Raw genomic sequence first — 6,539 nt, 5'->3', positions numbered from 1 at the left:
CGGTCAACACCGCAGCCTGTATCGCAGCGCCCATCGCAACCACCTCATCCGGATTTATCCCCCTGTGCGGCTCCTTACCGAAGAAATCCCTCACAACCTCCTGAACTTTCGGCATCCTCGTCTGTCCGCCTACCAATATCACCTCATCTATATCCTCAGGCTTCAGCCCTGCATCCTCCAACGCCTTCCTGCAGGGCTCTAACGTACGTTGAACGAGATCGTCGACCAGCGCCTCGAGCCTCGCCCTTGTGAGGATTACGTTCAGATGCTTCGGTCCACTGGCGTCAGCGGTGATGAACGGGAGGTTGATCTCCGTCTCCATCACACTCGATAGCTCACACTTCGCCTTCTCCGCCGCCTCCTTCAACCGCTGCAACGCCATCGGATCCCCCCTCAAGTCTATCCCATGCTCCCTCTTGAACTCCTCCGCTATCCAGTCTATTATCCGCTGATCAAAGTCATCTCCTCCCAAGTGCGTGTCCCCATTCGTGCTGCGTACCTCAAATACTCCCTCTCCTATCTCCAAGATCGATATGTCGAACGTCCCTCCTCCCAAGTCATACACCGCTATCTTCTGATCCTTCTTCTTGTCCAGACCATAGGCCAAGGATGCTGCCGTAGGCTCGTTTATGATCCTCAGAACCTCCAGTCCGGCTATCCTACCCGCATCCTTCGTCGCCTGCCTCTGCGCATCGTTGAAGTAGGCTGGAACGGTGATCACCGCCTGGCTGATGGGCTCTCCCAGGAACTTCTCTGCATCCTCTTTCAACTTCCTCAGTATCATGGCTGATATCTCAGGAGGGGAGTACTCCTTGCCTTGGACTTTGACTCTGGCGTCACCGTTTGGGCCTCTTGTGACCTGGTATGGGACGAGTTCGATTTCGTGGGTGACCTCATCGTATTTTCTTCCCATGAACCTTTTGATGGAGTAGATGGTGTTATCGGGGTTGGTGATCGCCTGCCGCTTGGCGGTCGATCCCACGAGTCTTTCACCCGATCTGGAGAAGGCCACGACCGATGGCGTCACCCTGCCGCCTTCGGCGTTAGGTATGACTTTGGCCTCTCCGCCCTCGAAAATGGCCATGCAGGAGTTGGTCGTGCCGAGGTCTATTCCGATCACCTTAGGCATCTACGCTTTCACCCTCCTCCTTTTCCTTCGGCTCAGGCAGTTTTGAAACGATCACCTTGGCCGGTCTGATGACCTTATCGTGAAGCGTGTATCCCCTTTCGAACTCCTGCACGACGGTGTTTTCGGGATGTTCCTCCGAGGGAACCTGCAGGATAGCCTCGTGGATTCTAGGGTCGAAGGGTTGGCCCTCGGACTCTATGATGCCGACGCCGTATTTTTCGAGCACGCTCAACATCTGCTTTTGTATCATCTCGATCCCCTGGAGCAGGGCATCGAAGTTTTTCCTCTCGTCAGATTTAGCCGATTTTATCGCCCTGTCGAGGTTATCGATGATCGGGATGATATCGAGCACGATGCTTTCGGCGATGAACTTCATCGCCTCCTCTTTCTCACGTTCAGCCCGCTTTTTGAAGTTCTCGTACTCCGCCGCAGCCCTGAGCAATCTATCCCTGGCAGCCTCGACCTCGGCCTTTATCCTTTCTATCTCATCGAGGGACTCGGAGAGCAGCTTCTCCTCCTGCTGATTGCCCTCGGCCTTTTCCCCCTCAACCTCAGCTTTAACCTCCTCTGTTTTCACCTCTTCTTCCTTTTCCCTCTCCTCCATAGTTTCCCCGTCTCGACCGATCCGCTTGGGATCGGTGCCGGGCTATTTATACCCCGCCTTCGACAAGGACTGGGATGATCCCGGCGGGCGGCATTTCCCAGCCCCTCATCTTCCCAACACCTGGCTGACCATCCTCGCCGTGTATCTGACGAGCGGTATGACGCGCGGATATTCCATTCTCTTAGGGCCTATGATCCCGATGGTTCCTACCATATCCCCGGCCCTGTAGACGGCGCTGACGACGCTGCACTCCTCCATCCCTCTACATTTGACCTCACTGCCGATCTTGACCTGCACCTCTCCCGCTCTTCCGGCCGGATACAGGATCCTCCACACCCGATCCCTCTCCTCCAGCACCCTGAAGATCCTCTCCATCCGTTTCACCGAGGAGAATTCGGGTTGGGAGAGCATGTTCGCTCGACCGTCGAGGTACACCTGGACGTCCGGATCGAAATCCAAGGCGTATCGAACCACGCTGAACCTCTCCCCCTCCAGCCCGAGCATACTTCTGAGCTCCATGGGATCGTTGGCCAGATCCCTTATCCTGCTCATGCTTATCCCCGACAACCTCTCATTTATGATATCGGCTATCCTCTCCAACTCCTGGCGAGGTATCTCGAAATCGAGCGATATCAGTTTATTTCGCACCATACTGGAAGCGGTTATGATCACGGACAACACCGTATTGGCCCCGACGGAGATCAACTCGATGTGCCTGAACACCCCCTCATGCATCGGTGGTGTGACGGCCACCCCAACATATCTGGAGATCAGGGAGAGGATCTTCGAGGTGTGCTCCATAATTCTATCGAGTTGATGTTTCACCTTCTCATATTCCCTCTCTATGAGTTCCTTCTCCTCCCGCGTCAATCCGCTCTCCTTCATCAGCTCGTCCACATAGAGGCGATATCCCTTTTCGGTCGGCACCCTTCCGGCGGAGGTGTGGGGTTGGAATAGGTAACCCATCTCCTCCAGATCCGCCATCACATTCCGAACCGTGGCAGGGCTGATACCGAGGTTATACCTCTTGGCCACGGTCCTGGAACCGACCGGCTCGGCAGTGAACGTATAGCAATGTATGACGGCCTCCAGTATCTTCCTCTGTCTTTCCGTCAGCTCTGCGGAGTTCAATCCTCTCAAGGTTATCCCCCCAGGGTTTAGCACTCGAATGATGAGAGTGCTAACAGCTTTACAAAAGATACCATTATGTGAGGGTTTTGTCAAGTGGAGGGATTGAAGCTAAGCATCTCTATCGCTCGTTCCACCTCATTCCCCTTCATCGCGCCCTTTAGAAGGTGGAGATCACGAACTTCCTCCTCGATTACGCCCTTCGCATCGCAGATCTCCATCGCTCGTTTATAGGCGGCGAGGGATTCATCAAACTTCCCCAGACAGAGCTGAGCGAGGGCGAGATGGTAAATCACATCATAAAGCCGGGGGGTTTTACTCAACAGCATATGACACAATCTGACACCCTGCTCCAGATAATATCGGGCCTTTTCCACCTCTCCTCTTTCAAGGCAGACAGCTCCCAGCTTGACGGCACAGCTATAGCTCATAAAGGGGAAATTCAAGAAGAGCGCATCCTTGTAATATCTGATAGCTTCGTCCAGCCTGCCGAGCAGATGATTCAGATCACCGATCGCATGGAGCACCCTGACCCTATCACGGGGATAAACGGATATCTTTATGCTCTCACTCAAAAGCTCATGAGCTTTATCATATCTTTCGAAGGCCGCCATGATTCGCCCTAACTCCAGTAAAATCTTGGAGAGATACCTCTTACGACCAAGATCCCTGGCCACCGTAAGAGATCTATCACACAACCTTTTCGCATCGGCATATCTCCCCTGTTTCCTCAAAATTCGTGCTATGCGGTATCCTGTGGAGATAAGCCTTTGAGGGAAGGAGCTCAGAACCTCCTTCTGGATTTCCAACGCCTTATCGAGATAACCCTCCTTTTCGAGAAGCTCAGCATACCTGACCCCTATTATGTAAGTTTGAGATAAAACCTCCTCGCTTTTCCTGTACCATCTCCTCGCCTCCTTATGGTCTCCGTTATCGCGCGCCAGCATGCCAAGCCTCTGCAACAGGGAGGCTTGAAGAATCTTCCTATCTGACCGATGGGCTATCTTTAAACCCTGAAGGCAGATCTGCCGGGCATGTTCATAATTGCCGAGGTTGTGATTTAAGACCGCCCAGTTGTGAAGCCATTCTACCTCCTCGGATGTGATGGATGCCGATTTCGATGCATCAAGCATGAGCTGACAGATCCTCTTGCATTCGTCCGAATTTCCGAGATCCATTTCCAGGAGGTAAAAGGCCCTGACGAGCTCGTGGATGTCTATCAGATCCTCCCACGCCTTTGCAGCAGATATGTGCTCTATTGCCCGTCCGGCAACTTCCATCCACCTGAATTTCACCGCCCTCTCCCACAATGAGATCGAATCCATGGATCGGTCTCCTTTTATCGCTTGGGCGAGATTCACGTAGAACCGCCCCGCAAGTCGATGCAATGCCGATTTGGTATATCTTTCCCCCATATCGGGTATCCTCTGGTAGATGTAACTTCTATCGAGCGGATGAAGCGAGAAAAGGCCGGAGCTGAAACTGACGGCGTAGTTTCTCACAAGAGAATCGAGCAGATCGTCAACGGGAAGATCGGGGAGCACATGCCGCACGGCAGAGGCTGGGACAGCCCTTCCATAAACGGCGATCGTCTGCATGACGAGCCGCTCATCTCGTGACAGGCTTTCGTGAAGCTCACGAGCGGGATTCTCGATAAGACGGTCAAAAGCAGCTTCATCCTCCAGGAGCCTGGAGATGGTCAGGGTTCGCCTCTGCCTAAGTGTCCCGACGATCCTCTCAAGCGTTCGAGGGATTCCGTAACAGCGGCTCACCACCTGTCGAAGGATGTCATCCGGCGCCTCCCTGATGCCCAATTTTCCATCATGGTCAAGCTCCCTGAGAAGGGCTATCGCCTCATCCTCAGGCAACCCCTCCTCAAGTTTGATCTCCTCCATACGTTCGCCTATATGTCCCTCAAGGGGAGTGCTGAATATCAGGGCATGTCTGCTCGTCGCTATGACCTTAGCTCGATGATCATATTCAAGACATCTCTCCAGGAAAGCCCTCAGATCGGGGAACTCATCGCTGATGTGGTTTCCCTCGTCTAAGAGATCCTCCAGGGAGTCCAGAGCTATGATGTATCTCCCCTTGTTAAGTATGTGGTGGAACAGGAACTCCAATCTCTCCTCAAGGGAATATCCCCTGCTCCATCTCTCCAATAGCTCCTCAGCAGTTTTGGGTTCGACCGTTCGACAGATGAGCTCGATTATCTTGGTGAGGGAGCGGTATTCCCTCTGGTCCAGGGGGATGTAGATGATGCTACCGTGAGTTCTCCCCTCCTTGAATTCCCCCTCCAGACCTCGAAGCAGCTTGACGAGCAAGGAGGTCTTGCCGATGCCGCCTCTACCGGTGATGAGGATGAGCCTTATCTCCTCATCTTCCAGTTTTCGACGGAGGGTTTGGAGCTCATCGGTTCTATCTTTGAAGTGATGGGCGACGGCTCCGGGCATGGGGCCTACGACGATCTCTTTGGCGTCGGCATGATCAAGGGACGATTCGTCGACCAGCTCATTCAGTGGGATTCCAAGTGCCCTTGCAACGGAATATAACCTCGAGGGAAGGAACCGCCTTTTTTCGCCCTCCTTTATGTTCTCCATCCTTTTTATCGTTCTGAGGCTCACCTCTGCCTCAGTGGCAAGGGTTTCCTGCTTCCAACCCTTTAGAGCTCTCAACGACCTCAGGCGCCTGCTGAATTTCGAATCAACTGAAAGATACCTTTGCACATCATCCACCCCCTATTGAGATGTATCCTTTGGCACCTGAAAAGTCACCTTTTGTCACTTGATACTCGACAATATTTGTGATATCTTATGGTTAAAGGTGGAAAGTCCATTTTATCGGGACTTTTTACATAGCCATCTATACAAATCGGTTCAATTATACAAGGTTGTCTCAACAGAGACAAGAGGGTTTTCGTCTTTCAGCATTGACAATATCCATCGCGGAAGGAAGTGACTTGAAATGGTGAGGGGAAACCTTGAAGCGTTGATCTCAGCGGGCATCGGGTTTATTTTGATACATATTGCGATATTCGCCATCTATTGCCCAGCTTTTGCTCAGATCGAACTTATTACCAATGGTTCATTTGCATCCGGTTCAACCGGATGGACACTTTCGGGGAATTTCTATGCGGATTCGAGGTTTTCAAAGTATCATAATTCCCCAGGCTATGCGTACGTTTCAAACCCGGATGGAACACCTGGAAATAATCTCTCCGGCTCTATGTACCAAATGGTTACCATTCCTTCTAACGCTACCTCGGTTACGCTGACCTTCTGGTACTATATCACCACTCGGGAACCAAGATCAACCGCCAAGGATATTCTCTATGTAACAATTCAAAGTTCGACAGGGAATCATCTGACGGCTGTTGCTACTTTGTCCAACTTAGATGCGAGCACAAATTACGTTCAGAAAACCTTTGATCTTACTTCCTACAAGGGGCAAGCGGTTCGCATTCATTTTCATGCTACAACTGATGGAAGCTATCCGACAGTGTTTCGTGTAGATGATGTAAGCATTACCTATAGTGTAGCTGTTTCATCTCTCAGCTTCACTGATTTACAACCTCGACAGATAACCACCAACGAATCGACCTACAGAGCTGAACTTAGGGCAACCGGTAAAAACTTTTACAACATTGTCCAGATAAAATGGAGTTGGAGCGGGCCGGATAAT

Annotated in this window: 5 protein-coding genes; 1 reads left to right on the top strand and 4 read right to left on the bottom strand. The window is 51.9% G+C overall.

Translation table 11 applies throughout. The annotated features are described in order from the left end of the window. From dnaK to J7M22_08060, 4 genes are all read right to left on the bottom strand, one after another. Positions 1 to 1,129, bottom strand: a 1,129-nt coding sequence (gene dnaK / locus J7M22_08075) for a molecular chaperone DnaK (protein ID MCD6506570.1), incomplete at its 3' end; no start/stop codon positions are given. Then, positions 1,122 to 1,733 carry a nucleotide exchange factor GrpE gene (gene grpE / locus J7M22_08070; protein MCD6506569.1) on the bottom strand — a complete coding sequence of 204 codons (612 nt, stop codon included), beginning with the start codon at positions 1,731 to 1,733 and terminating at the stop codon, positions 1,122 to 1,124. The genes grpE and dnaK, both read right to left, overlap by 8 nt. 105 nt (positions 1,734 to 1,838) lie before the next feature. Then, positions 1,839 to 2,873 carry a heat-inducible transcription repressor HrcA gene (hrcA, locus tag J7M22_08065; protein MCD6506568.1) on the bottom strand — a complete coding sequence of 345 codons (1,035 nt, stop codon included), beginning with the start codon at positions 2,871 to 2,873 and terminating at the stop codon, positions 1,839 to 1,841. Between the two features lie 80 nt (positions 2,874 to 2,953). Further along, on the bottom strand, positions 2,954 to 5,533 hold the full coding sequence (locus tag J7M22_08060) for a tetratricopeptide repeat protein (protein MCD6506567.1): 2,580 nt from the start codon (positions 5,531 to 5,533) through the stop codon (positions 2,954 to 2,956). 289 nt (positions 5,534 to 5,822) lie between these two features. Between J7M22_08060 and J7M22_08055 the strand changes: the two genes are divergently transcribed. After that, positions 5,823 to 6,539: hypothetical protein (locus J7M22_08055; protein ID MCD6506566.1), on the top strand; the 717-nt coding region annotated here is incomplete at its 3' end.

This window comes from Candidatus Poribacteria bacterium (genome assembly GCA_021162805.1).
GTDB lineage: Bacteria > Poribacteria > WGA-4E > B28-G17 > B28-G17 > JAGGXZ01.
Note: the sequence above shows the minus strand (reverse complement) of the source record. Positions and strands in the feature narration are given on the sequence as shown.

Excerpts from the sequence above, each read along its gene's own strand:
- grpE (MCD6506569.1), bottom strand. The coding sequence starts at position 1,733 with ATGGAGGAGAGGGAAAAGGAAGAAGAGGTGAAAACAGAGGAGGTTAAA.